The sequence below is a fragment of the Rhodospirillaceae bacterium genome, assembly GCA_018662005.1.
GTDB lineage: Bacteria > Pseudomonadota > Alphaproteobacteria > Rhodospirillales > JABHCV01 > JACNJU01.
On sequence record JABJHA010000008.1, the window covers coordinates 35405 to 61643 of the forward strand.

The 26239-nt window shown below is 56.5% G+C and carries 26 protein-coding genes and 2 riboswitches; of the genes, 14 read left to right on the plus strand and 12 right to left on the minus strand.

Features of this window, described 5'->3' with window-relative positions; genetic code table 11:
- Window positions 1-135: 135 nt before the first annotated feature.
- On the plus strand, window positions 136-528 hold the full coding sequence (locus HOL66_04505; protein ID MBT5243483.1) for a hemerythrin family protein: 393 nt from the start codon (window positions 136-138) through the stop codon (window positions 526-528).
- 73 nt (window positions 529-601) lie between these two features.
- On the opposite strand, the gene HOL66_04510 is transcribed toward HOL66_04505, so the two are convergent.
- From HOL66_04510 to HOL66_04535, 6 genes are all read right to left on the minus strand, one after another.
- Entirely contained in the window at window positions 602-1345 is a 744-nt protein-coding gene (locus tag HOL66_04510; GenBank protein MBT5243484.1) for a hypothetical protein, read from the minus strand.
- Window positions 1342-2910 (minus strand): hydrogenase iron-sulfur subunit, encoded by a 1569-nt coding sequence (locus HOL66_04515; GenBank protein MBT5243485.1) that lies wholly within the window; start codon window positions 2908-2910, stop codon window positions 1342-1344. The genes HOL66_04510 and HOL66_04515 overlap by 4 nt, the downstream gene beginning before the upstream one ends.
- Window positions 2911-3011: 101 nt before the next feature.
- Window positions 3012-3863: an SCO family protein gene (locus tag HOL66_04520; GenBank protein ID MBT5243486.1), complete on the minus strand. Its 852-nt coding sequence runs from the start codon at window positions 3861-3863 to the stop codon at window positions 3012-3014.
- A gap of 73 nt (window positions 3864-3936) precedes the next feature.
- Window positions 3937-5631, minus strand: a complete 1695-nt coding sequence (locus HOL66_04525) for a cytochrome C oxidase subunit I (GenBank protein MBT5243487.1) — start codon at window positions 5629-5631, stop codon at window positions 3937-3939.
- Between the two features lie 12 nt (window positions 5632-5643).
- Window positions 5644-6186 carry a cytochrome C oxidase subunit II gene (locus HOL66_04530; protein MBT5243488.1) on the minus strand — a complete coding sequence of 181 codons (543 nt, stop codon included), beginning with the start codon at window positions 6184-6186 and terminating at the stop codon, window positions 5644-5646.
- Between the two features lie 21 nt (window positions 6187-6207).
- On the minus strand, window positions 6208-6375 hold the full coding sequence (locus HOL66_04535) for a hypothetical protein (protein MBT5243489.1): 168 nt from the start codon (window positions 6373-6375) through the stop codon (window positions 6208-6210).
- Window positions 6376-6666: 291 nt separating this feature from the next.
- Here HOL66_04535 and HOL66_04540 point away from each other — a divergent pair, with 291 nt between their 5' ends.
- The 4 genes from HOL66_04540 to HOL66_04555 are packed head-to-tail and all read left to right on the plus strand — an operon-like array spanning window position 6667 to window position 11789.
- Window positions 6667-7587, plus strand: a complete 921-nt coding sequence (locus HOL66_04540; GenBank protein MBT5243490.1) for a protoheme IX farnesyltransferase — start codon at window positions 6667-6669, stop codon at window positions 7585-7587.
- A complete protein-coding gene (locus HOL66_04545) occupies window positions 7584-9077 on the plus strand; it encodes a carboxypeptidase M32 (protein MBT5243491.1) in 1494 nt (497 codons plus the stop codon). The genes HOL66_04540 and HOL66_04545 overlap by 4 nt, the downstream gene beginning before the upstream one ends.
- A 52-nt stretch (window positions 9078-9129) precedes the next feature.
- The gene (locus HOL66_04550) at window positions 9130-10536 is read left to right on the plus strand and encodes a threonine synthase (protein MBT5243492.1); all 1407 of its coding nucleotides are present in this window, start codon (window positions 9130-9132) and stop codon (window positions 10534-10536) included.
- On the plus strand, window positions 10533-11789 hold the full coding sequence (locus HOL66_04555) for an insulinase family protein (GenBank protein MBT5243493.1): 1257 nt from the start codon (window positions 10533-10535) through the stop codon (window positions 11787-11789). Before HOL66_04550 ends, HOL66_04555 begins: the two co-directional genes overlap by 4 nt.
- 10 nt (window positions 11790-11799) lie before the next feature.
- Here the strand turns inward: HOL66_04555 and HOL66_04560 are convergent, their stop codons facing one another.
- Complete coding sequence (locus HOL66_04560; protein ID MBT5243494.1) at window positions 11800-12375, minus strand: YqgE/AlgH family protein; 576 nt, start codon at window positions 12373-12375, stop codon at window positions 11800-11802.
- Window positions 12376-12593: 218 nt separating this feature from the next.
- On the opposite strand from HOL66_04560, the gene HOL66_04565 reads away from it, so the two are divergent.
- Window positions 12594-14723 carry a hypothetical protein gene (locus HOL66_04565; GenBank protein MBT5243495.1) on the plus strand — a complete coding sequence of 710 codons (2130 nt, stop codon included), beginning with the start codon at window positions 12594-12596 and terminating at the stop codon, window positions 14721-14723.
- A 35-nt stretch (window positions 14724-14758) separates the two neighbouring features.
- On the plus strand, window positions 14759-15241 hold the full coding sequence (locus HOL66_04570; GenBank protein MBT5243496.1) for a peroxiredoxin: 483 nt from the start codon (window positions 14759-14761) through the stop codon (window positions 15239-15241).
- A 19-nt stretch (window positions 15242-15260) separates the two neighbouring features.
- Here HOL66_04570 and HOL66_04575 read toward each other — a convergent pair whose 3' ends face one another.
- The 3 genes from HOL66_04575 to HOL66_04585 all read right to left on the minus strand — a co-directional run bounded on the left by HOL66_04575 (window position 15261) and on the right by HOL66_04585 (window position 16909).
- Window positions 15261-15452, minus strand: coding sequence for a hypothetical protein (locus tag HOL66_04575; GenBank protein MBT5243497.1), 192 nt, complete (start codon window positions 15450-15452; stop codon window positions 15261-15263).
- 165 nt (window positions 15453-15617) lie between these two features.
- Window positions 15618-16451 carry an NAD(P)H-binding protein gene (locus HOL66_04580; protein ID MBT5243498.1) on the minus strand — a complete coding sequence of 278 codons (834 nt, stop codon included), beginning with the start codon at window positions 16449-16451 and terminating at the stop codon, window positions 15618-15620.
- 50 nt (window positions 16452-16501) lie between these two features.
- Window positions 16502-16909, minus strand: a complete 408-nt coding sequence (locus tag HOL66_04585) for a DUF4345 domain-containing protein (protein ID MBT5243499.1) — start codon at window positions 16907-16909, stop codon at window positions 16502-16504.
- A gap of 88 nt (window positions 16910-16997) precedes the next feature.
- Between HOL66_04585 and HOL66_04590 the strand changes: the two genes are divergently transcribed.
- Window positions 16998-17594, plus strand: a complete 597-nt coding sequence (locus HOL66_04590; protein MBT5243500.1) for a TetR/AcrR family transcriptional regulator — start codon at window positions 16998-17000, stop codon at window positions 17592-17594.
- Between the two features lie 20 nt (window positions 17595-17614).
- Here HOL66_04590 and rnhA read toward each other — a convergent pair whose 3' ends face one another.
- Together rnhA and HOL66_04600 are read right to left on the minus strand one after the other, a co-directional pair.
- On the minus strand, window positions 17615-18061 hold the full coding sequence (rnhA, locus tag HOL66_04595) for a ribonuclease HI (protein ID MBT5243501.1): 447 nt from the start codon (window positions 18059-18061) through the stop codon (window positions 17615-17617).
- A complete protein-coding gene (locus tag HOL66_04600) occupies window positions 18051-19019 on the minus strand; it encodes a homoserine kinase (GenBank protein ID MBT5243502.1) in 969 nt (322 codons plus the stop codon). Before HOL66_04600 ends, rnhA begins: the two co-directional genes overlap by 11 nt.
- Before the next feature lie 111 nt (window positions 19020-19130).
- On the opposite strand from HOL66_04600, the gene HOL66_04605 reads away from it, so the two are divergent.
- From HOL66_04605 to gcvPB, 6 genes are all read left to right on the plus strand, one after another.
- Window positions 19131-20852, plus strand: a complete 1722-nt coding sequence (locus tag HOL66_04605) for a peptidoglycan-binding protein (GenBank protein ID MBT5243503.1) — start codon at window positions 19131-19133, stop codon at window positions 20850-20852.
- 59 nt (window positions 20853-20911) lie between these two features.
- Window positions 20912-21481 (plus strand): hypothetical protein, encoded by a 570-nt coding sequence (locus tag HOL66_04610; GenBank protein ID MBT5243504.1) that lies wholly within the window; start codon window positions 20912-20914, stop codon window positions 21479-21481.
- Between the two features lie 67 nt (window positions 21482-21548).
- Window positions 21549-21668: riboswitch (glycine riboswitch) on the plus strand.
- Between the two features lie 3 nt (window positions 21669-21671).
- A riboswitch (glycine riboswitch) is annotated at window positions 21672-21786 on the plus strand.
- Window positions 21787-21852: 66 nt separating this feature from the next.
- A complete protein-coding gene (gcvT, locus tag HOL66_04615; GenBank protein ID MBT5243505.1) occupies window positions 21853-22965 on the plus strand; it encodes a glycine cleavage system aminomethyltransferase GcvT in 1113 nt (370 codons plus the stop codon).
- A gap of 22 nt (window positions 22966-22987) precedes the next feature.
- Entirely contained in the window at window positions 22988-23362 is a 375-nt protein-coding gene (gene gcvH, locus HOL66_04620; GenBank protein ID MBT5243506.1) for a glycine cleavage system protein GcvH, read from the plus strand.
- Window positions 23363-23376: 14 nt separating this feature from the next.
- Window positions 23377-24720, plus strand: a complete 1344-nt coding sequence (gene gcvPA, locus HOL66_04625; protein ID MBT5243507.1) for an aminomethyl-transferring glycine dehydrogenase subunit GcvPA — start codon at window positions 23377-23379, stop codon at window positions 24718-24720.
- A complete protein-coding gene (gene gcvPB / locus HOL66_04630; protein MBT5243508.1) occupies window positions 24720-26237 on the plus strand; it encodes an aminomethyl-transferring glycine dehydrogenase subunit GcvPB in 1518 nt (505 codons plus the stop codon). The genes gcvPA and gcvPB overlap by 1 nt, the downstream gene beginning before the upstream one ends.
- Window positions 26238-26239: the final 2 nt, after the last annotated feature.

Consider the following 26239-nt stretch of genomic DNA (forward strand, 5'->3'; position numbering starts at 1 on the left):
TTGATCGCAGGATACCCGAGACCGTATTACCCATATCCTCCTGCCCGCATTGACTTGGGTCAAAGGAGGCAAAAATGTGGCAGTGTATTAAGCAGCTCGGTGTTGATAGAATTGACGCCAAGGAAAGGACACAACATGGCGTTGCTTGAATGGAAAGATGAATACAGGACTGGCTTCCGCTCCATCGATTACGAGCATCAGACCCTGATTCTGGCCATCAATGACATCTTCGGGGACAGCAACAGCGATCAGGAAAGTCTGCTCGCGGCGCTGGCGGAAATTCACGCCCTGATCGAGGCCCATTTCGCCCTGGAAGAAAAGATCATGCGCGACCAGCGTTACCCCGCCTACGTTCCCCACAAGCAGGACCACGAACGCCTGCTTGATGAGATTCGCGATATTATGGACGCGGTGGATAAATACGGCGAGATCGATACGGGCGTCGCCCTTGGCGAACGCCTGAGCGCCTGGTTCGCCATCCACTTCGCCTCTCTTGATAAAGACCTGCACGCCATGACCGGCGCCTAGATAAAACGCAGGTTGCTCGTTATTAATAGAATCGAGCAACTTACCTGCATTTGATAAAACGCAGGTTGCTCTTTTACTCCAGCGTAAAATGCCCGGCGGCGTTATCGAAACCGATCACCAGAATTTCACGGGCCGCCAGATCGACGTCCCGCTCAAGGATAAAATCATGATCTCCCGGGGAAACCGTATCGCGGGAATCCCACATACCGACCTTTACCCGGTGTTTGCCCGCAGTGACCGGGAATTGCTGATAAAAACTGGAATGGCCGTCCTTCGATAAACCCGCAGGCCGGGCGGCACCCCGATAGACATTTTTACCATCCAGGGCGAGATCGATAATCAGGGGCCAGCGTTCGCGCGAGCATTTCATCGGCGCACGCATGTTGGCGGCCAGTTTGGCCAGCTCCTCACGGGTGCGCTTCTTGCACTCTTCCCGGTGCTGGCCTGCATGGGTGAAACTGAGCATGACCTGTGCCTGTTCAGGCGGATGGGCGACGTAGACCGGAGAGCTTGAGAAATAAACAACCAGCAGCGCAAACAGAGCAAAGAAAATGGTCTGACCAAGTAATTGCAGGGGGGTTTTTCTGGCCACCTTCATTTTCAGGCCCGACGCCTTAATTTTGGCGTGACGATCATTGGCCTGGCGGGCCTTTTCTTCCTTAAATAATCTTTTTTGCTCGCGCACTTCCGCTGAAGGATTGATGATTTCTTTCAGTCCCAGATGATAGAGAACCAGAAAGAAAATCGGGCTGAAAACAATAAATGGCACCAGATGGAAAATCGGAATGCTGGGATCAATGCCTAAAAACTCGTTCATGAGGCATCACCCTTATCATCGGGGAGCGCATCAAGGGTTTTCCTGAAATCGTCTATTTCGTTGCATAAGGGTTGTTCCTGAACCCGCGACGCCCAGAACACCTTGATACGGTCACGTTCGACCCGCTTGCGCAAATAGGGATCGCGAACACCGGCAATGCGTTCTTCTGTCCAACGGTTGCCAAGGCGGTTAAAGCAATCGCAGGACTGGCAACCGGTAATCAAAATTCCGTCAACGCCGTCCTGGCTTAACGTGAAATCCATGAAAGACGGCGGCAACATGCCAATACAGGGCATACTTAAACCGGCAACCCCTGGCTCTTCGACAGTGTTGGTGTCGGCACCAAAATCGCAGCCAAAGACTATAACACCGGGCTGCCCTTCGGCGCCGGTTGCTAACCTTTCAACGGCTTTGACGGTTTTGTCGCGAAGCTGCTTCAGGTTCAGGTCAGGCAGGTCGATACCGGTGATCAGTTCTTCGGTGCGCCTGAACGGGGTTGAAACCGGGCACGAGCCGACGCAAATTCCGCAACTCGTACACAGGTCCGAATCGACGACGGCTTCACGCTCGAAGGGCCTGCCGTCGGTTCTTGGAACCATGCTTATCGCCCCGAACGGGCAATCCACGAAGCAGCGCGTACAACCGTTGCATTTTTCCAGATAGACGACCGCCGGTTTCGGGCGTTTAAGTGGTGGCATCCACGGCATTGCCGCAACAATGATTGACACCCCGATGGCCAGCGCCCACAGGGTTCCCGCACCCCAGGCATCGAAAACCGGATACAGGAACATATAGAACCAGTCCAGATTGAGTTCGCTGGGCACCATGCTCAAATCAGCCGGCGCATGGCTGACAGCCGGTTTGGCAAGCGCCAGGGCGACAAACATGACAAGCGAGCCAATGGCCAACCCGCGCGGCGGGTTGATTTTAGGCTGACTGACCCGCATCACGTGGATCCACATCACGAACAGCAGGAACAAGGGGCCAAAGATGTGCATGAACACCAGCAGGGTGAAGAACCTGTCTGTCAGGCTGCTGGGCGTCAGGAAATTATTGGCCACCGGTTCACCAAAAATCCCCAGCCAGTCAATCCATTCCATGGAACTGATGGCCACATACTGGGCCAGCATGTCCCAGACCAGCCAGTAACCGCTGATCCCGGAAATAAACAGCATCCAGATAATCGGCACCCCGGTGAACCATGTGAACCAGCGAACATCGCGGTAACGATCCATGATGAATTCACGGCTCAGGTGAAACACCATGGTCACGATCATCGCGTCTGAGGCGTACCGGTGCAGGCTGCGCACGATGCCGCCCAGATACCATTGCTGATGGGTCATCACCTCAACGGATTGATAAGCCCCGCCAACGGTGGTGTCGAAAAGGATATAAACATAGATGCCGCTGGCGGCGACAATCCAGTAATAGAAAAACGACAGGGTTCCCATCTGGCGCAGTGGATTCCACTCCGGCCCGAAAGGCCGGTCCAGCGCTGCCTCAAGATGCAGAACAGCATTTTGCAGGCGTTTTCGGAAACTTAAATGAGATAACGATGATGGCAACAAAAAGCCTCCGGGGGGAAAATCGGGTCGATAGGTGCATCCTTAATGAAGCCCAATAGGGCACATTACATTGATGCTGATCAAGGGGGTTATAAAGGCCCTCAGGCCGATGACTGACGATGAGATGATGAACCGGGTTTACGACGGCGGGCCCTGAATATGCGAACCCATTCGCGGACGACAAAGATGAACATCCCGCCGACGATCAGGGTGCCGACAAAAAGCTGGATGAAAATCGAATAGTCAAAACGGTAGCGGTCCTGTGCCGGGTCATAAATGGTGCAAAACAGCCGCACCTTCTTGATCAGGTCGCCAACACTGGCAAACGGCGTCGGCGTACCGAAAACAAGTTCCTTCAATGGTTCGACCAGCAGCGGCAAGTCAAAAGTCTGGCCATAAACCTGCCGGTAGACGACCCCCTTGCCATCAAGAACCGTCACTTGCGATAAGTGATCGTAACCCTTGGGCGAGGAATAGAAAATAAAGCCCAGGTTTTCAGCCAGGCCCACCATGGATGGCAAGTCGCCGCTCAGAAATTTCCAATCGGCAACGTCAATACCTTGCTGGGTGGCGAAGTAGCGCATCCGGTCGGGGCTATCCGCGGCGCTGTCGAAGCCGACGGAGACAACGGAAAAACTGTCATTCCCCAGGGCGTTGCGGGCGCTGGCGGCGGCGTCGGCCAGGGTCTGGGTGATGATCGGGCAGCTATCGGCGCAACTGGTGTAGATAAAGCTGACAACCAGTGGTTTGCCACGGAAATCAGCCATCGTCACCGCCTCGCCATGGCTATCGGTGAAGGCGTAATTGGCAAGGGTGCGGCCAATGGCGGCTTGTGAATAGGTCAGCGCCTGTTCTGGCGTGTAATCGGATTTGTCAGTTGCGGCCAGCGGCGCGCCCGGCAAAAAGGCGACCCAGGACATCAGTAAAATTAAAAGTGAAAATGATCTTTTCATAACCCTCAGCTCATTCCCCCCGAAATGATAAAAGCGGGACGGGCGGCATGATAACCGCCCGTCCTTGTTGCCTTTAGCTTAAGCCCCAAACGCTGCTCAAATACTTCCAGTTAACGAAGTAATAGAGAACGAACGAGACCAGGAAGATCATCGCCAACACGAAGGTTCCGGGAACCTCCATGGTTCCGGCGCTGCCATAACTGGTGGCGGCTCCGGTGACGTTGGGTTCTGCCGGTGCTTCTTCGGCAGGTGCAGCAGCTGCTGGCACCTTGGCCTTACCCCACAGGATCGTACCGACCATGTTGAGGATGAAGATCGCAGCACCTATAGAGCCCATGACCGCGGCGACACCGTTCAAACCCATCATCAGGTTGGCGGCTGCCGGGAAGTCATAGCCCATGGCGGAGTCGGCAAAGGTCATATCCCAGTGCCGGCGCGGAACACCCAGTGTACCCGCCCCCATCATGAAGGTCGCGGCCAGTCCCATGCCAATACCGAACAGGTAAGGTTGCCATTTGGCGAGACCGGGGAAGACCAGCTCTTTTTGCCACAACGTCGGCACGATCCAGTACGAGATCGCCATAAACGTTAGCGTCGTACCGACCACCACAGTGCCATGGAAGTGACCGGGCACGTAGATGGTGTTGTGGGTGATCAGGTTGAGCTGCTCTGTGCCCATCATGACGCCCGAGATACCACCCAGGAAGCCGAACAGGACCACCGACAGGGCCATACCGGCAAACACCGGGTTACCCCACGGCGCCTTGGTCAGCCATTCAAACAGACCCTTGTTAAGACCCTTCTTGCGCTGCGCCGCCTCGATGGCGCCAGGAACGGTAAGCCCGTGGATCATCGAACCCAACACCGCCAGATACAAAGCGTATGAGGTGTTGAAGATCTTGTATTCCGAGCTCAGTCCCGGGTCGACCAGCAGATGGTGGGCGCTGGCCAGTTGCAGGAACAGGATGTACAGCAGGAAGGCCGTACGGCTGACCTTTTCGCTAAGCGGTTTGGCACCGAACAGGATCGCGGCAATCGCATACCAGCAAGCAATCTGGGCGGCGACGTTGACCTGTTGGGAAGAGTGACCCATGCCCCACCAGATCACCCGATACATGATGGTGTCGATGTGAGACAAAAGCCCCAGGGACCAGAACCAGGTCGGGACCAGGATAATGGCGCCGGACAGGATCGTGAAGACGGCGATAATCGCCGCCGTCATGGCCCCGAAAGTGACCAGCGGAATAGACCCTTCATAGGTTTTTTCCTTGCGCGCCATGTGCAGAGTGGCAAAAAATACCAGACACCCCAATAGCGCACCGACGGCGAACAGGATAATACCCAGATAGAAGTCCTGGGCCGCCATCATTGGCGGATAGGATGTGAACATCACCGAGCTGTCGCCCCTGAGCACCGCAATATTGGTAATGACGGCGCCTATCAGCATCATCCAGTAACCAATCCACGCGATCTTTGGAAAGACCATGCGTGCATTGAGAAGAATGGCCGAGGTGAAATACAACAATGCAATTTCAAAGAAAATGCACCAAACCAGCAAAACGTCCAATCCGTGCGCAGTTAGCGCCAGATAGAACAGGTCTGCATCAAGAAGGTGAACTGCGGGCCAGCGGGTCAAAGCGACCAGCAGGCCGAACAAGCCACCAACCAACAAGAAAACAACAGCCGTTACCGCGTTCCATTTGATCAACTTGTCAGCATTAAGATCAATTTTGAAACCAGTATCGGGACACGTTCTGAATTCTGCCATGATTGCCTCCCTCTACTTAGCAACTACGTGGATTTTGCCAACCATTGTATGGTGGCCAATCCCGCAGAATTCGTTACAAATAACGCCAAACTCGCCAGAACTGGTCGGTTTGACAGTGAAGATCATCTCGTAGTTGGGGTGCACCTGAATATTGATGTTTTCAGGCAGCAGTGACCAACCGTGCATCCAGTCAAGTGACGACAGATGGAAACGATAAGATTGCCCCTCTTCCAACTCGATAACCGGCCACCATTCCCACAACCGGCCAAGCATATAGACGTCGCCTCCGGCAGGTGGATGAACGACCGGGATGCCGGTATCGCCTTCTTCGCGGACCGTATACTTGGCTGCCCACGTTTCGACTTTTTCGGCATAAACGTCCGGTTTGATCTTATAGGCCTCGTTCGACAGATTCTGTTCGCCGACAAGGTGCCAATACGGCATCATGAAAAACATCACCAGGGCCCAGATAAAGGCGATGGTGATCCACATGACCTCCGATTTTTCGATTGGTTGGTTCCACCAAACCCGCTGTGGTGGAGGAAAAATACCCATAATAAAAATTCCCTCTTTTTCTTATTGAGCCAGCGGGATGGCGATGGTTTCCATCACACCCCATACGATATACAAAACCATCGGCGAAACGATGCCGATGACGAGCAACAGAAGCGGGCTATCCAGCAGCTGTTGCATAAATGGAATTTTTTCGTCCGTTCCACCGGGACCGGTGTCAAAATCGCTCATAAGTCCCCTCTCCTTCCTTATCATTGACAATCCCCGAGCATGCTCTGGCGGGGCCTTAACCTCATAAAAGCGCGTTTTAGCTTGCTCCAATCAGCCATGGTTACCCGGTGGCTTCCTTAACCGAGGTCAAATGGGCGCACTTTTTCTATTTTTGCCGAGCCGCCGAATCTGTCGAAAAAGCCAACTAATCCTTGCCTTTAGCTGTGCCAACGGGCACATAAAGTAAAGACCGGAACATTCCGCGCCTGATGGAGAATTCAACCCGTGCCCGCCAACGACGACTCCGACACCATCAACAACAATGACGCAGCCGAACAGACGCGTGCGCCAAATTTGCGGGTTGTTGAATATGCCCTGCTGTTAAAGCCCAGGGTGATGTCGCTGGTCGTCTTCACCGCCTGGACCGGCATGATGATGGCGCCGGGTTCGATTGACCTGCCCACCGGCGTCATTGCCATCATCTGTATCGCCGTCGCCGCAGGGGCGTCTGGGGCGATTAACATGTGGTATGACCGCGACATCGACATCATCATGAAGCGAACCCAGCACAGGCCGCTGCCAGCGGGCCACCTTGAACCGCTCGAAGCGCTCGGTTTTGGCGTCTTCCTGTCCGTCGCCTCGGTCTCCGTCATGGCTATTTTTGTCAATATCGCCGCTGCCGGCTGGTTGATGACGACCATCGTCTATTACGTTTTCATCTACACCATCTGGTTAAAACGGCGGACCCCGCAAAACATCGTCATCGGCGGCGCTGCCGGTGCCTTCCCGCCAATGATCGGCTGGATTGCAGTCACCGGCGGGGTTGAATCCAACGCCTGGATTCTGTTCCTGATTATTTTTCTGTGGACGCCGCCCCATACCTGGGCCCTGGCCCTGTTCAGAAGTGGCGATTACGAAGCCGCCGGGGTGCCGATGATGCCGGTTGTCGTCGGCCACCACAAAACCGCTGTGCAGATGCTGATTTACACGCTGGTTCTGATACCGGTGACCCTGTTGCCAACGATTCTGGGCCTTTCCGGGCGCGTCTACATGGCCGCGGCTATCGTCTTAGGCGTCGGCCTTCTGCGCCATGCCATCATTGTGCTGAAAGACGACGACGCCAAAAAGGCCCGCTCGATGTTTCTATTTTCGATCCTCTACCTGTTCATGATCTTCGTCTTCCTGCTCGTCGACAAAGGCCTGATGCTGTGGTTGCCTGATTACTTCTCATGACCGCTACTGCTTACGAAAAGCTTGAGCAACGTTTCCGTCGTATTCTGGTTCTTGGCGATGCCGGCGAGGCCCTGCAATGGGACTACGCGACGATGATGCCCGCCGGAGGCGGCCCCGGTCGCGGTGAACAACTGGCCGAATTAAGCGGCGTCTGCCATTCCCTGCTCAGCGACAGCGAAACCGGTGATTTGCTGGAAGAGGCTGATCAGGATGGCAATCTGAATAACTGGCAATCCGCCAATTTACAGGCCATGAAGCGCAAGTGGGTCCACGCTACGGCCCTGTCGGAAGATCTGGTGCTGGCTTTTTCAAAAGCCTGTACGGGGTGTGAAACCGTCTGGCGCGAGGCCCGCGCAGCAAGTGATTTCGCCGCCGTCCTGCCCCATATGGAGGCCCTGCTGGGGCTGGTTCGCCAGTGCGCCAGTGCGAAGGCGGAAAAACTGGGCCTTTCCCCCTATGACGCGCTGCTTGACGAATTCGAGCCTGGTGGCCGCAGCGCCGATATCGACGTGCGCTTCGCCGAACTGGAAGCCTTCCTGCCGGATTTTTTGGGCAACGTGCTGGAAAAACAGAAATCCGATCCGGCCCCGGCCTTTCCGCAAGGGCCATTCGCAGCTGAAACACAGCGCCAGCTGGGTCTGAAACTGATGACCGCGCTGGGCTTCGATTTTAACCACGGCCGTCTTGATGTCAGCCTGCATCCGTTTTGCGGCGGCACCCCGGATGATGTCCGCATCACCACCCGCTTTGACGAAGATGATTTCTCCTCGGCCCTGATGGGTGTCCTGCATGAAACCGGCCACGCCCTGTATGAGCGCGGCCTGCCCGCCCGCTGGCGTTACCAGCCGGTCGGTCAAGCCCTTGGCATGGCGATCCACGAAAGCCAGTCGTTACTGATCGAAATGCAAATGAGCCGCTCGCGCGGATTTCTGGAATTTGCCGCCCCCCTGATGCGCGACGCCTTCAACGGTTCGGGACCGGCCTGGGATGTCGAGGCGCTTTACAGGAACCTGATAAAAGTCGAGCCGGGCTTCATTCGCGTCGATGCCGATGAAGTGACCTACCCGCTGCATGTGATCCTGCGCTACCGGTTGGAAAAACAGATGATCGCGGGCGATCTTTCCTTGTCCGACTTGCCAGCCGCCTGGAACGACGGCCTCGAAGACCTGCTTGGCATCCGCCCAGCCAATGATCGCGAAGGATGCCTGCAGGATATTCACTGGTATGACGGGGCCTGGGGCTACTTCCCGACTTACACACTGGGCGCAATGACGGCGGCCCAGTTATATTCTGCGGCTCTGGAAGAAAAGCCTGATATATCAACAAGCATCCCGCAGGGAGACTTCACCCCCCTGACCGATTGGCTGATTCACAATGTTCACGCATTGGGCTCGTCGCTTGGCGCCGGTGAGATGGTCGAAAAAGCAACCGGACGGCCCCTGGATGGCGCCGCCTTTACCCGTCACCTCAAATCCCGCTATCTGACTTGAATGGCGCAACCGCCGGGTATAGGTTGTGCCGCTTGAAAGGTCGGTTATCCATTTGAAATATGTCAGCACCCGGGGACAGGCCCCGATTTTGGATTTTGACGATGCGTTGCTGAGCGGCCTGGCCCGCGACGGCGGCTTGTATGTGCCTGAAAACTGGCCCAGCTTCAGCAGCGGCGATATCAGCGCGCTGAATGATTTGAGCTACGCCGAAACTGCCTTTCGCGTCATGCGCCCGTTTACCGGCGAGAGCATTTCCGATGATGAACTGGGGTGGTTGATCGAAGACGCCTACGCCAGCTTTGATGATCCGGACGTCGCCCCCATGAAACAACTGGCTGAGGGCGAATGGCTGATGGAATTATTCCACGGCCCGACCCTCGCCTTCAAAGACGTCGCCATGCAGTTCCTGGGACGCATTTTTGACCATGTTTTGCAAAAGCGCGGCAAGCGGGTGACCATTGTCGGCGCAACATCGGGTGACACCGGTTCGGCTGCCATTGAGGCCTTTCGTGGTCGCGACGCCATCGAAATCTTTATCCTTCACCCTGAAGGACGGGTTTCGGACGTGCAGCGTATGCAAATGACCACCGTTGTTGATGCAAATGTTCACAACATCGCGCTCAAAGGCACCTTTGATGACTGCCAGAATATGGTCAAGGCGATGTTCAATGACACCAGCTTCCGTGACCGCTGCAATCTTTCTGCCGTCAATTCCATCAACTGGGCGCGGGTGATGGCCCAGAGCGTCTATTACTTTTATGCGGCCGTCAGGCTGGGAAACCCACTGAGGCCGGTTTCCTTCGCTGTGCCGACGGGTAACTTCGGCAATGTCTTTGCCGGTTACGGTGCCGCCCGCATGGGTCTGAACATCGAACAGCTGATTATTGGGTCCAACAACAACGATATCCTGACCCGCTTTTTCGAGACCGGCAGTATGGAAATGACAGGCGTCAGCCCAACCATCAGCCCCAGCATGGACATTCAGATTTCCAGTAATTTCGAGCGACTTTTGTTTGAACTTTACGGGCGCGATGGCAATATCATTAAAACCATGATGGACGACTTTAACGATACCGGTTCCTTTAGCGTCGGCCCCGAACAAATGGAGCAGGCCCACAAGCTGTTCAGCGCCCAGCGCTTCAGCGACGATGAAACCCGCCAGATGATTGCCCGGGTGTTCGCCGAAAACAATGAGCTTCTCGACCCCCATTCGGCCATCGGCGTTGCCGCCGGCAGGGCCAGGCGCAGCAATCCCGAAACCCCGCTTGTCGCCATGGCGACAGCCCATCCGGCCAAGTTCCCTGACGCTGTCGAGCAAGCCAGTGGCCAGTATCCGACGCTGCCGGAAAAACTATCCGGTCTGTTTGATCGCTCCGAACATTTCACGATCCTTGAGAACGACATGAGCCAGGTTCAGGCCTTTATCGAAGCCCACGGCACCGATGGTGCCGTCAGATGAGTATCCGGACGACAACCCTGAAGGGCGGCCTTCGGGTCGTCTCCGACCCCATGGCGACGGTTGAGTCGGTTTCACTGGGCGTTTGGGTCGGCGTCGGCACCCGCCACGAGAAGAAGGAAATGAACGGTGTTTCCCATCTGCTCGAACATATGGCTTTCAAAGGCACACACCGGCGTTCCGCGATAGCCATCGCCGAGGAAATCGAGGCCGTTGGCGGCCACATTAACGCCTACACAACCCGCGAAAGTACTGCCTATTACGTCCGTGTCCTGAAAGAAGACGTCCCCCTGGGCGTCGACCTGATTGCCGATATCCTGCAACACTCGACCATGGAGAACGAGGAACTGGAGCGCGAGCGGACAGTCATCCTGCAGGAAATTCATCAGGCCCAGGACACCCCGGAAGATGTCGTCTTCGACAATTTCCAGCAAGCCGCTTTTCCCGACCAGCCGCTTGGTAGGCAAGTGCTTGGCGATGCCGGAATCGTCGGCGCCATGGACCGGGAAACTATCGTTGACTACATGAACGCCCACTATAATGCGGATTCCATGATCCTTGCAGCTGCCGGGCGTGTCGATCACGACCAACTGGTCGCCCTGGCCAGCGAGGCTTTCTCCGTCTTGCCACAGGGCCCTGAAGCCGAACGCGAGGCAGCCCACTACACCGGCGGCCACATCATCGAGGAACGCAAGCTGGAACAGGCCCACCTGCTGCTCGGCTTTGAAGGTGTCGGCTACCGGGATCCGGATTTTTACTCCGTTGCCGTTCTCTCGACCCTGTTCGGCGGCGGCATGTCTTCAAGACTGTTTCAGGAAATTCGCGAAAAGCGCGGCCTCGTCTATTCTATTTATTCCTTTGGTTCCAGCTATAGCGATGGCGGCCTGTTTGGCATCTATGCCGGCACCGGCAAAGATGAAACAGCCGAATTGATTCCGCTGGTCTGTGAGGAAATTCACAAAATGATGGACAGCGTCGGTGAGCAGGAATTGACCCGGGCCCGGGCCCAGATCAAGGCCTCGATCCTGATGGGGCTGGAAAGTTCGTCTTCGCGCTGTGAACAGCTGGCCCGTCAAATGATGGTCTTCGGACGGCCGTTGCCGACAGAAGAAACCGTCGCCCATATCGAAGCGGTCGACGTGGAAGCCATCCTGCGGGTCGCCCGACGCATTTTCACAAGTTCCCTGACCGTCGCCGCCCTCGGCCCGGTCTCAAAGCTTGAAGCTTATGGTGATATTCAAAAACGACTTGCCTAGTGGCGAGCATTCAGGCGTGACCGGCTTCGTCCGAGAGCATACGCGGGTCGATGCCTATTTTGGCCATCGCCTGCGACCATTTGCATTCCAGGTCTTCGCCGAAGACCAGATCGTCGTCGGCATCGACATTGAGCCAGCCATTATTGAGAATTTCCGTGTCCAGTTGTTCGGGGCCCCACCCGGCATAACCCAGAGCCAGCAAACAGCGGCGCGGGCCGAAGCCATCGGCGATGGCGCGCAGAATGTCCAGGGTCGCGGTTAAGGCCGTGGCCTCATCGACGACCAGAGTCGCCTCGCGAATGTAATCGGGGCTGTGCAAAACAAAGCCACGGGAAACCTCGACAGGTCCGCCGCACTGGATATCAATGCGGTTTGTACCACTGCAATCGGAAACACCCAGTTGTTCAAGAAGGTCGGGGAATGAGATGGCGTCGAAGGGTTTGTTGACGATCAGGCCCATGGCCCCATCGGAACTGTGGGCGCAAACATAAATGACGGATTTCTCAAAGCGCGGGTCGGACATTCCGGGCATGGCAACGAGAAGCTGCCCGGAAAGTGAATTTTCGATGTCCTCGCGATAAGCCATGTGATCTCTTTCAAGTCGGTTTTTGCCGTCCCGAACGCCCTATAATGCCATAACAGGCTGCCTTAAACAAAACACTTCGAGGCAATAAACCGTTTCCATATGTCATAATTTGGTCACAAAACCCTCTTAATTCAAGGGATAACCTGCTCTCTCAACAGTCTGTGAAGAAAGCCATCTTTCACTTCGTAAATACGCAAAAAAGGGTATCATCCGCGGCTATGACGTTGCTTTCCCGGTTTTTCCGATTCGCCGCCCTGGCCCTGATCCTGTCCCTGTACGCCCTATTTCCGGCGATGGCCCAGGACGTGTCGGCTTCATCGCAGACCATTAAAACAGATCACACGACCCTGCGCCTGATTGCCGCCAGTGAAGGCGTGGGCGATGCCGAAAGCCTGAAACTGGGCCTCCATTTTACCTTGAAGCCGGGATGGAAGGTCTACTGGCGCAGCCCCGGCGATGCGGGCTATCCGCCGAGCATCGACTGGACCGGATCGGACAATGTCGCAGAGGCCCACATGTTGTGGCCAGTGCCCCATCGCTTTTCCGTGCTCGGCCTTGAAACGCTGGGCTACAAGGATGAAGTCGTCTACCCGATCACCCTGACCCCGACGCATCCCGGCCAATCGGTCAACGCCGTCGCCAACGTCGACTACCTGACCTGCAACGACATCTGCGTGCCTTATCAGGCAAAATTGAACCTGACGCTACCGGCGGGACCTGCGAGCCCAAGCGCCTTCGCCCACCTTATCAACCGGTTTGCCGTACAGGTGCCGGGCGACGGCCTCGCCCACGGCCTGTCCATGGATAAACTTGAGGTTCTGGGACAAGGCAAGGAAGCCCTGCTGCGGCTTTCCTTAAGCGCCCGAACGCCGCTTGTCGAACCGGACGCCTTTTTTGAAGGTCCCGACATCCTTGCCTTCGACAAACCGACAATCCGCCTGATCAACAATGGCCTGTCGGCCGTGTTAACGGCCAAGGTCTATGGGGCCGAGGAACTGGCGGCACCGGGCTTGCCGGATATAAAGATCGGGGTGACGCTCAGCGATGGCGAGCGCACCGCCATGGGCACCCTTAGCGTCATTCAGGGAACCGGCAGCGCCGCCGCGGCAACCGACTTGTCGCTGCCGGTTATTTTGGCGCTGGCCATTCTTGGCGGCCTGATTCTCAACCTGATGCCCTGCGTGTTGCCGGTGCTGTCGATCAAACTGCTCAGCATCGTTGGTCATGGCGGGGCCGAAAGACGAAAGGTTCGAGCCAGTTTCGTAAGCTCTGCCGCCGGTATCGTGTTTGCCTTCCTGAGTCTGGCGGCCGTCCTGGTGGCTTTGAAAAGCGCCGGCATGACCATCGGATGGGGCATCCAGTTCCAGCAACCCTGGTTCCTGATCGCCATGACCCTGATCATCACCCTGTTCGCCTGTAATCTTTGGGGATTGTTTGAATTTCGCCTGCCCGGCTGGCTTGGCGATATGGGGGCGCGGACAGCCCATGTTCACGGTATGGGCGGGCATTTCCTGACCGGTTGTTTCGCGACGTTGCTGGCGACACCCTGCTCGGCGCCGTTCCTGGGCACCGCCGTCGGCTTCGCGCTGGCCCGGGAAGCAGGTGATATCTTCGCCGTCTTTGCCGCCCTTGGGCTTGGACTGGCCGCACCCTACCTGTTGATCGCCCTGATGCCGGGACTGGCGACCCGGTTGCCGAAACCCGGCCCCTGGATGCTGACATTACGCAAGTTCATGGGTTTTGCCCTCGCCCTCACCGGACTTTGGCTGGTCAGCGTTCTTGCTGCGGTGATCGGCCTGAATGGCGGTGCTGTCGTTGGCTTGTTGATGGTCGGCGTCATTGCCTTTGTCTTCATGGGATTTCGTGCGGGCAAACTGTGGCAAATCGGTGGCATGGGCGTCATGGTGATGGCGTTGCTCGCTTTTGCCGTCCCGACCCTGCTCCCCAACACAACATCGGGGGCGCGGATGCTTGATAAAGACCCGCGTTTCACCGGCCTGTGGCAACCCTTCGATGCGGCGGCAATACCTGTGCTTGTCAGTGAAGGCAAAACCGTGTTCGTCGATGTCACCGCCGACTGGTGCCTGACCTGTCAGGTCAACAAAGCTTTCGTGCTGGCCAAGGACGACATGATAAAGCGGCTGGGGGCGCAAAACGTCGTTGCCATGCAGGCCGACTGGACGCTCCCCGATGACGCCATATCCGCTTATCTGGCGACGTTTGGTCGCTACGGCATTCCGTTTAACGCCGTCTACGGCCCAAACTTGCCGGGAGGCCTTGCCCTGCCCGAATTGCTGACTCGCGATATTGTCACAGAAGCCCTCGACAAAGCCGCCGCCAGTAATTAGATATCCATCACCATGACTCATAAGGGATAAGCAAAATGACCATTAAAGCAGGCGATAAAATTCCTTCAGCCACCCTCTACGTGATGACCGCCGACGGCCCGGACGGCCTCTCCACCGATGAGCTTTTCGGCGGCAAGAAAGTCGCCATGTTCGGTCTTCCCGGCGCTTTCACGCCCACCTGTTCGGCCCAGCATGTGCCGAGCTACCTGAGCAACGCGGCAGCGCTTAAGGAAAAAGGCATCGATACGATCATCTGCCTGTCCGTCAACGACGCCTTCGTGATGGGTGCCTGGGGCAAGGATCAGGGCGTCGGCGACACCATTGTCATGGCCGGTGACGGAGCGGCTTTATTTTCCAAGGCGATGGGCCTGGACATGGACCTGACAGAACGTGGCATGGGGGTGCGCTGCCAACGCTTTTCAATGGTCGTCACTGACGGCGTAGTCACCGTGCTCAACCACGAAGCCCCCGGCGAATACCGGGTCAGCAGCGCCGAGGCGATGCTGGAGCAGCTCTAGAGGCAATGTTGGATACGCTCTAGACGCTGCAGCTCATATCCTGGCCGCAGCACATGGGTGATTTGATCTTGCCGTGATCGTTGGGGCATTTGGAAACCTGAACTTCGCCGCCATCTGGCAGGGTCAGGGTATCGTTTACCAAGGGGGCGTCGCATTTGCCGCAGCTGGCGTTGACGCTCATACCGCATTTATCGCATTCGTAGGTGGCCATTTTTTTTATTTCCCCGTCTCTGATTGTTAGTTTTGTATCCGGACTCAATATATGGACACGCCGGGGCCTGTTCAAGCATCTTTAAGAGACCCGGAAATCAAGAATTTGGCCGATCTGTGGGAGCGGACGTAAAGTCTGTCCGCCCCACATATCAAATGCAAACAATCAGGCAGCCCAGGCACCTGTTTGTGCTACGTCACGGGCGTAATCCGTGAAGTCCTTGGGCGGACGCCCCAGGGCGCGCTGAATACCGTCGTTCACATGCTCATTACGACCGTCCAGAACGGTCGTAAACAAATACATGATCAGCCAAATCATATCTTCGGGAAGCTGATGGGCGATCAGGAGTTCCTTGTACTCATCGGGGGAAACCTCGATGAACTCGATGTCCCGGCCACAAGCGGCGCTAATTTCCCTGAGCCCGTCGGCAAAAGTCATCAACCGTGAGCCCGTCACCTCATACAGTTGACCTATATGATGATCGTTTAACAGGGTCTCGACAACCACGTCCGCAATATCATCGGCATCGACGAACGGTTCTTTTGTCGAAAGCGCCGGCAGCACAACCTGTCCCGCGAGGACGCCATCCATCAGGAAACTTTCGCTGAAGTTCTGGGCAAACCAGCCCGCACGAACGATTGTCCAGTCGGCACCGCTGTTCTGCAAGACTTGTTCGGCGCGCTGCGCTTCCTCTTCGCCGCGTCCCGACAACAGAACAAAGCGGGCAATCCCCGCCGCCATTGCCTGTTCAACGAATTGTTTGACGGTTTCGACGGCCCCCGGAACGGCAAGATCCGGCTGATAGGTAATGTAGACAGAGCCTATGCCTTGCAACACGTCCGCCCAGGTTTCGGGATCATTCCAGTCAAAACCCGGAGTCGTTGAACGTGAGACGGCACGGACTTCTCGTCCCCGGCTGTGAAGGCGTTCAACCACCCGACGACCGGTCTTTCCTTTTCCGCCAAGCACGAGGATCGGCCTTTTTGTTACATTTTTCATTGTTCTTTCCTTTTCATATTGGATGATCTGAGAGAAATTTTTCTGATGGGTTAGGTTGGCCGGTTTTGTTTTTTGTGAAAGCGCAACAGCGCGCAAAGGCTCATTAATCCGATGATGATTTCGCAAGCCGTGGCGGCGACAACAGCATTGCCCGGAACACCGTCAATCATCACACCAACAAGACGGGAAGCTCCGTACGAAAGATAAAACAGGCAAGATAACAAGATTGACGTCTGGGTGATTTTTTGAACAAAAGCACCAGACACAATGATGATTCCGGCGGCCAATAAGGCGCCCCCGGGGGCTCTGATTTCGCTTAACAGATTGACATCATCTGCAAGGTTGATGCCTGAAGATGCCTGAAATTCTACAGGCGTGAACAAGAGAGCGCCGCCAATAGCGATTCCAATGAGGCCAGAGACGGCCAGGAACACTCTCGTCGATAATGAAATTTGCATATCCCATTCCTTTTAAATTGTAGCGTTTTCAATGTTTACTTGACACGGTGTCAATTGACAGGGTGTCAAATACGAGTTACTTTACACCATGTCAAGAGATATTAATGAAACGCGCAATCGTATTTTGAACGCCGCCTGGAAACTGCTGGAGGCAGGACAGGGTAGTGGCGTCAGAATGAGCGACATTGCAAAAACCGCAGGCATCAGTCGTCAGGCGGTTTATCTTCACTTTCCCACCCGCGCCGAATTGCTAACGGCAACAACCCGCTATCTGGATGAAATCAACAACGCTGACGAGAGGCTCATGGCCAGTCGGAATGCAGCCACGGGCCTTGAGAGGTTGGAGGCTTTCATTGAAGCCTGGGGAAACTACATTCCCGAAATATACGGCGTTGCCAGGGCCCTTATGGCCATGGAAGATACGGACGAGGCCGCAAAGCTGGCCTGGGCTGACCGCAAGGCGGCCATTGCCCATGGCTGCCAGGCAGCGGTAAAGGCACTGAAGAATGATGGCGTGCTGTTACAAGAACACACCATTAAAGAGGCAACGGATATTCTCTTCTCATTGCTATCGGTACAGACCTGGGAAAACCTCACCCAGGACTGCGGATGGTCGCAACGTCAATATGTTAAAAAAATGAAAGCCTTGGCAAAAAAGATGCTGGTTGCCGAAAAAGGTTCTTAAATTCCCGCACCAAGGACCCCCTACTCACCCCGATAAAGCGTCATCCCCTGACGGGCCAGTTCGTCGGCGCGTTCGTTCTCCGGGTGTCCGGCGTGACCCTTGACCCAGTGCCACTCGACCTGATGGTCTCCGACGGCCGTCTCCAGCCGTTGCCATAAATCAACATTTTTGACCGGCTTTCTGGCCGCCGTTTTCCAGCCGTTTTTCTTCCAGCCGTGAATCCACTTGGTGATGCCATCGCGTACATAGGTGCTGTCGGTATAGAGATCGACCGCCATCCCGCGCTTCAACGATTCCAGCCCCATGATTGCAGCCATCAGTTCCATGCGGTTGTTGGTGGTCTCGAACTCGCCTTCGCACAGTTCCTTTTCGTGGTCGTTCCACAACATCAAAACCCCCCATCCACCGGGGCCGGGGTTGCCGCTGCAGGCGCCGTCGGTATAAAGCTGGACGCGCTCAGAGGCCATAGTCGCCGGGCCCTTTGACGCCTTGATGAAATTTCAGTTTTTCCAAATATTCAAGGGGATCCTTTGGCGTCACCAGCGCGTCCTTGGGTGTGTTCAGCCAATCATACAAACGGGTCAGCAGGAAACGCATGGCGCTGCCCCGGGCCAACAGCGGCAGGGCGGCCAGTTCGGCGTCAGAAAAATCACGCTGCTTGCGATAGGCGGTCAGCAACCGCCGCGCCTTGGTCACGTTGAAGCTGCCATCGGCCTCGAAACACCAGGCGTTCAGACAAATGGCCACGTCATAGGCGAAGACATCATTACAGGCGAAATAAAAGTCGATCATCCCCGACAGCGCCCCGGACTTGAAAAATACGTTGTCGGGAAAAAGATCGGCGTGGATAACGCCCGCAGGCAAGACCGACCCGGAGTCAGGCCAATCGGCTTCCAGTTCGTCGAGTTCGCGGGTCAAAAGATCAGCAAGACCGGGCTTGACCTCGTCGGCGCGGGCCCCTGACGCCTGCAACAGGGAACGCCAGGAATCAACAGACAGGGCGTTAGGGCGTTTAATAGCAAAATCAGCCCCGGCCAAATGCAACCTGGCCATGGCGGCGCCGACACCGGCGCAGTGTTCAGGGGTGATCCGGCGCGGCCACATACCGTCCAAAAAGGTGATGATCGCGGCGTGACGATCACATAACTGCCCCAGGGCCTCGCCCTTGTTGTCTTCAAGCGGCGTTGGGCAGGCAATGCCCTTACCCGCCAGATGGGCCATCAGGCCGAGAAAGAACGGCAGGTCGTCCGGATTCACACGCTTTTCATAAAGCGTCAGAATGTACGAGCCGCTTGTCGTGTTGAGCAGGTAGTTGGAATTTTCCACCCCCTCGGCAATGCCCTTGCACGAGGTCACCTCGCCGATGCCATAAGCGGCAACGAAAGTGATTAATTCCTCGTCTGAGACCTCGGTATAAACGGCCATGGCACCCTCGTTAATCTCTGCACAGGCATTCTTTAGCACCACCGGCGGGCCAGCCGCAACGAAACAACATCTTGTCTCGAAGCGCCGGTAGCGCGATAGTCCTTTTCTGTTATGCCCTTATTCCCTTTCATAGGCCTTCTGGCCATTCTCCTTGCCTTGCCGGTAAGCGACGCTGTTGCGGCGCGGGCCAGGGATGAACTGCCTGCTGTCACCTACAACCCGCTGGAACTTCCCAGCTTCAACGCCACAGTTCAAAGGGTGCAACGGGCACTCATCGAAGCCGGATACTACAAGGGCGAGGCTGACGGGGCCTTCAACGAACAAACCGACAAGGCCATCCGCACTTACCAACGCCGTGAAAGATTGCCGCAAACCGGCATTGCCGACGAAGCGTTGGCTATTCATATCGAGACCAGCGCCAAGGTTCAGTCGCTACTCAAGCAACTGCAACGCCAACGCTTGAGTAAAATGGACGAAGCCCGGGCGGCCCTGCTGGCAAGACCGGAAACCCGCGATCTGGTCACCGATCCCGACCAGCGTCAAAAGCGCGCGACGCCTGAGCGCGATCCGACAGAGTGTTTTGCTGATCCGGCCCCCAAATGCCTGCTCGACGAGGCATCCCAGAGCGCCATCGCCATTTTCAAGAATGAGCTTCGCGACTGGGCGCTTGGCGAAATCCTTGTCGCCGAAGCCAAAGCCGGGCTGGTCGGCGAGGCGATGGATACGGTACGGCTGATTGGCGATCCGCGACTGGTCATGGTGGCGCTGCGTGACATTGCCACAGCCCAGGCCAGCGCCGGCAGGCCCGTCGAAGCGCTGGCCGCCGCCGAAATCATCCCCGATGCCGTCAAACGGCTGGAAGCGCTCGCCGCCATCGCTGCCATTCAGGCCAAAAAAAATGATCTAGAGGGAGCCCAGGAAACCGCCCAACTGCTGCTTGACGGACTTGTTGAAATTGATGACAGCCTGAAACGGGTTTCACTGGCAAGCGGCACGCTCAGCATTCTGACGCAAGCAGGCAAAACCAAAATCGCAGAAAGGGAACTCGATAAAATCAGGGAAATGGCCCGGGCGGAAGAAGACCCCACTCATCGCAGCGCCGCCTTGCGCCATCTGGCAAGCGCCCTTGCCGAATCCGGCAAGCCTGATCAAGCGCTGGCGATACTCAAGGATTTGCCTGACGTTTCCGAACGAACACCGGTGCTGGTTTCCGCCGCCGCGGCACAAGCCAGGGCCGGTCATGCCGAACAGGCGATTTTGACGGCCCAGACCATTAAAGCCGTTCGCTATCGCGCCGTTGTCCTGACCCGCATCGCCCTGGCCCAGAAAAAATCCGGCGACAGAGCCGGCGGTCGCAATACACTTGATGCAGCCCTGCAAGCGGCGTCGACAATCAAGCGTCCTTTTGCCAAAGCCTACGCTTATGAGCGCATCGCCCTGGCGTTGATGGAAATTGACGGATTAAAAGAAGGCCGCAACTTCGATCAAGCTATAGATACCGCCATCTTGATCAGCGATGACAAATTACGGGCGCAAACCCTGTGGACACTGGCCACTGGCCAGCGCATGGCGGGGGATGGCCCGGGGGCCGATGAAACCATGGCCCTGGCCGAAACCGCCACGGCGGAAATCAAAAGTCCGTTTACCCGGGTCTGGATGTTTTCGGAAATCGCCCTTAACCATTTGTCGGCAGACAGGGAACAGTCCGCCTGGGCCGCCTTTAATCGGGCATTGGGAATTGCAGAAGGTATTGACGGTGCCTGGGGGCGCGCGCGGGCCTTGGCGAGACTGGCCTCGACTTTAAGTGAACTGTCGGAATATGTGAAAAAATAATGACACAGAGGGCAGCGGATATTAGGTTTTGGTTTCTAAAATTCTTTAGGGGAGCGGTAATGAGAGTGACGACGGGCAAGCTAGCCAAACTGATCCGACCTGCCATACTGGCCGGTCTGCTGCTGTTGCCCGCCTGCACATATCTTCCCGGTTCCGAAAATGCGCCACCCTGCCCGCTGGTTTCAACACTGGGCGACGCCGAAATCATCACCCGCTATATCGACGGTCCGGGTCGCGATTTGGTCGATCTTGATTTCACCGGTCGGATCAGCAATTTGAGCGGTAAATGCTTTTATGAAATTGATGATGACACTGGCGAAGGTGTCGTTAGGGTCAAGATTAATACTGAATTCAAAATGGAACGCGGCGCCGGCAACAAAACCCGCGAAGCGGCTTTTGAATATTTTGTCTCGTTGCTTGATGGCGATGGTAACGTTCTCGACAAACTGAGCTTCCCGTTCACGGCGAAATACTGGAAAAATCGCTACGTCGTGACCGAAAGGGACGCCCCGGTCGAGCTTTCCATTCCCTTGACAGGTGGCCTCACCGGGGATGATTTTTCCATCTATGTGGGCTTCCAGTTAAACCGCGAGGAACTTGATTTCAATCGCGGCAACATCGTGCAGTAACAATCTGACATTTCGCGCTGTTGACCTGACGGACGGAAACGCTAAACTGACTGAAAGATTACTCAACTAGACCTCTACGGGAGAGATCGTTTGCTCCAAGCACTGGCAAGGTGCAAGACGACGAGTGAACGACGCCGAAGGAGCAACCGCCCCGGAAACTCTCAGGCCCCCGGACCGTAGTGGAATGAGTCTCTGGAAAGCAGATCTTTGATACCAAGGCTTTGAAGATCTCACCGAAGATGTAACCTGGTCATCGAATCCGTCCGAGAACGGGATCAGGGAATCTTTCAGGTTCAAAGACAGAGGGGGCACCATTAAGCGGTCGTGGTTTATCGACCGGGTGCGCCCTGAATTTACTGTTGGAGAACCAAATGACCGACCAATCACAAGAATTGAAAAAGACACCGCTGGATGCCCTGCACAGGGAACTGGGCGCTAAAATGGTGCCTTTCGCTGGATACGATATGCCCGTCCAATACAGTGCCGGGATTCTTAGCGAACATCTGCACACCCGCGAACAGGCTTCCCTTTTCGACGTCTCGCACATGGGCCAGGCGGCTATCCGGGGCGAGGACCCCGTCGCCGCCCTCGAAACGCTGGTGCCGGGCGACCTTGCCGCTTTAAGCGACGGGCAGATGCGCTACACCATGTTCACCAATGATCAGGGCGGCATCCTTGACGACCTGATGGTGACCCGGCGCGGCGATCATCTGTTTCTGATCGTCAATGCCGCCTGCAAGGATCAGGACTACGCTCTTATGGAAGCGGGTTTACCCGCGGGCAACACCCTTGAGGTCATCGAAGGCCAGGCCCTGCTCGCCTTGCAAGGACCTAAGGCTGCCGCGGTTCTGGGACGCCTTGCCCCGGCCGTGCGGCTGATGGATTTCATGACCTCTGAACCGATCAGCATTGGCGATATCCACTGCATTATTTCGCGTTCCGGCTACAGCGGCGAAGACGGTTATGAGATTTCGCTACCGGCAGAAGACGCCGAGCGCCTGGCCCGTTTGCTGCTCGATGAGCCAGAAGCCAGGGTCGCCGGTCTGGGGGCCCGCGACTCGCTCAGGCTGGAAGCCGGGCTTTGTCTTTACGGAAACGACATCGACGAGACGACAACCCCTATCCAGGCCGGATTGATCTGGACCATTTCCAAGCGTCGCCGGGCCGAGGGCGGTTTTCCTGGGGCCGCTGTCATTCAGGGCGAAATAGAAAACGGCGCGCCAAGAAAACGCGTCGGCATCAAGCCCGAAGGCAAGGCGCCAGCCCGGGCGCACACAGAAATCACTGACAAAGACGGCACTGTTATTGGCGAAATCACCAGCGGCGGCTTTGGCCCCAGTGTTAACGGTCCCGTCGCCATGGGCTACGTGAAGACGGAATTCGCAAAGGTTGATACGGCCCTCGATCTGATGGTTCGTGGCAAAGCGCAACCGGCACAGGTTTTCAAACTACCATTTAGCGAACATCGATATTACAAAGGTTGATAGCAAAAAAAGGATAAGACCCATGAGCATGAAATTTACCAAAGATCACGAGTGGATCAACGTCGATGGCGACACCGCGACCATCGGCATTACCAGCTACGCCCAGGAACAACTGGGTGATGTTGTGTTCGTTGAAATCCCCGATGCGGGTAAGGATGTCGATCAGGGTGATGACGCCGGCGTCGTCGAATCGGTCAAGGCGGCCAGTGAAATTTTCGCCCCGATCAGTGGTCAGATAACCGAAGGTAACGCCGTTCTTGAAGATGCCCCGGCGACCATCAACGCCGATGCCGAAGGCGATGGCTGGATTTTCAAGATGACCATCAGCGATGCCTCACAGCTTGATGACCTGATGGACGCCGACGCTTACAAAACTCACCTCGCCGAGTTGGAATAAGGTTTAGCAATACCATGCGCTATCTACCGCTCACCGATGCCGACAGGAGCCAGATGCTGGCTGCAACCGGGTCGAAATCCATGGAGGACATCTACTGTGATGTCCCGGCCGAAGCCTTGCTCGCCAAGACCATTGATCTGCCCCCCCATCAGGGCGAAATGGAAGTCGAGCGGGCTATTTCGGCAATGGCGGCAAAAAACCTGAATACCGCAGAAGCCCCTTCGTTCCTGGGTGGCGGGGCTTATCGTCATCACGTTCCGGCCACTGTCGATGCCATGATCCAGCGTGGTGAGTTTCTGACTGCCTATACGCCGTACCAGCCGGAGGTATCCCAGGGCACCTTGCAATACCTGTTTGAATTCCAGACCCAGGTCGCCTTGATGACCGGAATGGAAGTCGCCAACGCCTCCATGTACGACGGGGCGACTGCCTGTGCCGAAGCGGTGTCGATGGCTGGGCGGGTCAGCAAACGTAAAGGAGCCGTCGTCTCGGGCGGTCTGCATCCCCATTACCGTGATACCACCAGCACCATTTCCGGTATTCACGGCATGGACATCAATCTGGCCGAAGCAAATTACACCGGCGATGAAGACCTGATCTCCCTGATTGATGACGACACTGCCTGTGTGGTTGTCCAGAACCCGGATTTCTTCGGCCATGTCAGCGACTTAAATCCCTTGGCAACAGCCTGTCATGAAGCCGGTGCCCTGCTAATTGCCGTGGTTACCGAAGTCGTTTCCATGGGCGCTATCACCTCCCCCGGTGCCATGGGGGCGGACATTGTCGCCGCCGAAGGCCAATCCATCGGCAACGCCCTCAATTACGGGGGGCCGACAGTCGGCCTGCTCGCCGTTCACAACAAGCACCTGCGCCAGATGCCGGGCCGCGTTTGCGGTCAAACCACCGATACGGATGGCAAACGAGGTTTCGTGCTGACGCTGTCGACCCGTGAACAGCACATTCGCCGCGAGAAGGCGACGTCAAACATTTGTACCAATTCGGGCCTGTGCGCCCTGGCCTTCACCGTTCACATGACGCTGCTGGGCGAGACCGGGTTCGCCCGTCTGGCCCAACTGAACCACGCAAGCGCCGTGACATTGGCCGACAAGCTGTCGGGCATCGCGGGGGTCCAAGTAATCAACGAGACCTTCTTCAACGAATTCACCCTCAGGCTTTCTGGGCCTGCCGCTGCGGCGGTTGAAGCGATGGCGGCAAAAGGGGTACTGGGCGGCATTCCCGTTTCGCGCCTGTATCCGGATAATCCTGATATGGAAAACCTGTTGCTTGTCGCCGCCACCGAAGTCACCACCGGGGACGACATGGACGCCCTGGTCTCTGCATTAAGCGAGGTGCTGTAATGGCTGATACACTTGGGACCATCACCGGCAACCGTGGCCTGCATATAGAAGAACCACTGATTTTCGAGCAGAACTCGAAAGGTCGTCTAGGTGTCGATCTTGCTGAAGCGCCGCAAGTGGAAAACCGTCTTGGCGGGCTGGAACGCAAAGACCCTGTCGGTCTTCCCGATTTGTCCGAGCCGCAAACCGTGCGTCATTACACCCGCATCAGCCAGAAGAATTACGGCATCGACTCCGGATTTTATCCGTTGGGTTCGTGCACCATGAAACACAATCCCCGCCTGAACGAGAAAATGGCCCGTCTGCCGGGCTTTGCCTCATTACATCCCTTGCAACCGGTTTCAACGACGCAAGGCGCGCTTGAGGTGATTGACGCCTGTGCCCATTGGCTGAAAGTGATTTGCGGGATGCCCGCCGTCACCATGTCTCCGGCGGCAGGGGCGCAAGGCGAACTGTGCGGCATGATGGCGATCCGCGCCGCCCTTGAAGACCGCGGTGACGTTCGCAAACGGGTGCTGGTTCCCGAATCCGCCCACGGCACCAACCCGGCGACGGCGGCGGCCTGCGGTTACGCTGTCGATACCATTCCCGCCAACGAGCGCGGGCGTGTTGATTTTGACGCCTTCATGGCCAAGCTCGACACCGATGTCGCCGGTATCATGCTGACCAACCCCAACACCTGCGGCCTGTTTGAAAATGACATCATCAAAATCGCCGATGCCATCCATGATGCCGGTGCTTTCTTTTACTGCGACGGGGCTAATCTGAACGCCATCATGGGCCGGGTCCGTCCCGGCGACCTTGGCATCGATTGTATGCACATCAACCTGCACAAGACATTCTCCACCCCCCACGGTGGCGGCGGTCCCGGTGCCGGTCCGGTGGTCCTGTCCGAAGCGCTGGCCGACTACGCCCCCCTGCCCTTCGTCACCCACGGCGAGGATGGTTTCGGGCTGGTTGAGCACAAGACCGGCGAAGGCGCCAAGGCATTTGGCAGGCTCAAGGGTTTCCATGGCCAGATGGGTATGTTCATCCGCTCGCTGGCCTTCATGATGAGCCATGGTGGTGACGGCATCAGGCAAGCCAGCGCCGACGCCGTGCTTAACGCCAACTACCTGCTTGCCCAGTTGAAGGACACCTTGAGCCCGTCCTTCGACGGACCGTGTATGCACGAAGCCCTGTTCGACGACTCATTCCTGAAAGACACCGATGTCTCCACCCTTGATTTCGCCAAGGCGATGATCGATGAAGGCTTCCACCCGATGACCATGTACTTCCCGCTGGTTGTCCACGGAGCGTTGTTGATGGAACCGACAGAGTCCGAAAGCAAGGAGACCCTGGATCAGTACATTGATGCCTTAAAAGGACTGACCGCCAGGGCTAAGGCGGGCAACGCCACTTACTTCCACGACGCGCCCAGGCTGACGCCGCGGCGCAGGTTGGATGAAACTTCGGCCGCCAGGAACCCGATTCTGCGCTGGCGTCCGCCGGTGGATGAGGCCGAAGCGGCGCAGTAGCT

What these genes read in the sequence shown, in the direction of transcription:
- HOL66_04605 (MBT5243503.1), top strand. Translation starts at nt 19,131, where the DNA reads ATGCCCTTATTCCCTTTCATAGGCCTTCTGGCCATTCTCCTTGCCTTG.
- HOL66_04580 (MBT5243498.1), bottom strand. Translation starts at nt 16,451, where the DNA reads ATGAAAAATGTAACAAAAAGGCCGATCCTCGTGCTTGGCGGAAAAGGA.
- HOL66_04545 (MBT5243491.1), top strand. Translation starts at nt 7,584, where the DNA reads ATGACCGCTACTGCTTACGAAAAGCTTGAGCAACGTTTCCGTCGTATT.
- rnhA (MBT5243501.1), bottom strand. Translation starts at nt 18,061, where the DNA reads ATGGCCTCTGAGCGCGTCCAGCTTTATACCGACGGCGCCTGCAGCGGC.
- HOL66_04530 (MBT5243488.1), bottom strand. Translation starts at nt 6,186, where the DNA reads ATGGGTATTTTTCCTCCACCACAGCGGGTTTGGTGGAACCAACCAATC.
- HOL66_04585 (MBT5243499.1), bottom strand. Translation starts at nt 16,909, where the DNA reads ATGCAAATTTCATTATCGACGAGAGTGTTCCTGGCCGTCTCTGGCCTC.
- HOL66_04525 (MBT5243487.1), bottom strand. Translation starts at nt 5,631, where the DNA reads ATGGCAGAATTCAGAACGTGTCCCGATACTGGTTTCAAAATTGATCTT.
- HOL66_04520 (MBT5243486.1), bottom strand. Translation starts at nt 3,863, where the DNA reads ATGAAAAGATCATTTTCACTTTTAATTTTACTGATGTCCTGGGTCGCC.
- HOL66_04575 (MBT5243497.1), bottom strand. Translation starts at nt 15,452, where the DNA reads ATGGCCACCTACGAATGCGATAAATGCGGTATGAGCGTCAACGCCAGC.
- gcvPA (MBT5243507.1), top strand. Translation starts at nt 23,377, where the DNA reads ATGCGCTATCTACCGCTCACCGATGCCGACAGGAGCCAGATGCTGGCT.
- gcvT (MBT5243505.1), top strand. Translation starts at nt 21,853, where the DNA reads ATGACCGACCAATCACAAGAATTGAAAAAGACACCGCTGGATGCCCTG.
- HOL66_04600 (MBT5243502.1), bottom strand. Translation starts at nt 19,019, where the DNA reads ATGGCCGTTTATACCGAGGTCTCAGACGAGGAATTAATCACTTTCGTT.
- HOL66_04570 (MBT5243496.1), top strand. Translation starts at nt 14,759, where the DNA reads ATGACCATTAAAGCAGGCGATAAAATTCCTTCAGCCACCCTCTACGTG.
- HOL66_04560 (MBT5243494.1), bottom strand. Translation starts at nt 12,375, where the DNA reads ATGGCTTATCGCGAGGACATCGAAAATTCACTTTCCGGGCAGCTTCTC.
- HOL66_04565 (MBT5243495.1), top strand. Translation starts at nt 12,594, where the DNA reads ATGACGTTGCTTTCCCGGTTTTTCCGATTCGCCGCCCTGGCCCTGATC.
- HOL66_04505 (MBT5243483.1), top strand. Translation starts at nt 136, where the DNA reads ATGGCGTTGCTTGAATGGAAAGATGAATACAGGACTGGCTTCCGCTCC.
- HOL66_04610 (MBT5243504.1), top strand. Translation starts at nt 20,912, where the DNA reads ATGAGAGTGACGACGGGCAAGCTAGCCAAACTGATCCGACCTGCCATA.
- HOL66_04590 (MBT5243500.1), top strand. Translation starts at nt 16,998, where the DNA reads ATGTCAAGAGATATTAATGAAACGCGCAATCGTATTTTGAACGCCGCC.
- gcvPB (MBT5243508.1), top strand. Translation starts at nt 24,720, where the DNA reads ATGGCTGATACACTTGGGACCATCACCGGCAACCGTGGCCTGCATATA.
- HOL66_04535 (MBT5243489.1), bottom strand. Translation starts at nt 6,375, where the DNA reads ATGAGCGATTTTGACACCGGTCCCGGTGGAACGGACGAAAAAATTCCA.
- gcvH (MBT5243506.1), top strand. Translation starts at nt 22,988, where the DNA reads ATGAGCATGAAATTTACCAAAGATCACGAGTGGATCAACGTCGATGGC.
- HOL66_04555 (MBT5243493.1), top strand. Translation starts at nt 10,533, where the DNA reads ATGAGTATCCGGACGACAACCCTGAAGGGCGGCCTTCGGGTCGTCTCC.
- HOL66_04510 (MBT5243484.1), bottom strand. Translation starts at nt 1,345, where the DNA reads ATGAACGAGTTTTTAGGCATTGATCCCAGCATTCCGATTTTCCATCTG.